The organism is Streptococcus sp. GMD1S (assembly GCF_000296875.1).
In the GTDB taxonomy this organism is placed as follows: Bacteria; Bacillota; Bacilli; order Lactobacillales; family Streptococcaceae; genus Streptococcus.
In genome coordinates this window covers 1-555 of the sequence record NZ_AJQY01000294.1, presented here as the reverse complement: position 1 = coordinate 555, position 555 = coordinate 1, and the positions used below count along the sequence as shown (strand labels likewise).

General features: G+C 45.2%; 1 protein-coding gene. It reads right to left on the bottom strand.

Annotated elements, in window-relative coordinates; genetic code table 11:
* A partial coding sequence (locus tag GMD1S_RS08865; RefSeq protein WP_000027861.1) for a 4-hydroxy-tetrahydrodipicolinate reductase occupies window positions 1–431 on the bottom strand: 431 nt, incomplete at its 3' end.
* Between the last annotated feature and the right edge of the window lie 124 nt (window positions 432–555).

The window sequence follows — 555 nt, the reverse complement described above, 5'->3', positions numbered from 1 at the left end:
AGCTCGATAATCTCCACATTTGGGAAATATTTGGCAGCCTGCGCCGCAAATTGCATGAGCAAGACAGCTCCCAAGGCAAAGTTAGGGGCAATCAAGCCACCCAAATCTTGTTTACGGGAAAATGCTTTTAGTTCTGCAATTTCTTCACTAGTGAAGCCTGTTGTCCCTACGACTGGAGCAAAGCCATTTTCAAGAGCAAAGCGTGTATTTTCGTAGGCAACAGCTGGTGTGGTGAAATCCACCCAGACATCTGCTTCAAATCCAACCAAGTCAACCTTATCATTGAAGACAGGAATTCCCTGCCACTCTGACTCAGACTCAAACGGATCCAAAACTGCGACCAAGTCCAAGTCTAGATCAGCCAAGACCATCTGACAAGCGGCCTGGCCCATCTTTCCCTTAAACCCAGCAATAATCACTCGAATACTCATCTCTACTCCTGTCTAAGATACAAAGCTTGTAAGAACACAAAGTGAAAATAGGAGTTCTGATCAAGGAGTGTCTACTCCTTGGAAGAACTATCTTTTTCACACAGGGTTCCAGGCGTGTTCAATT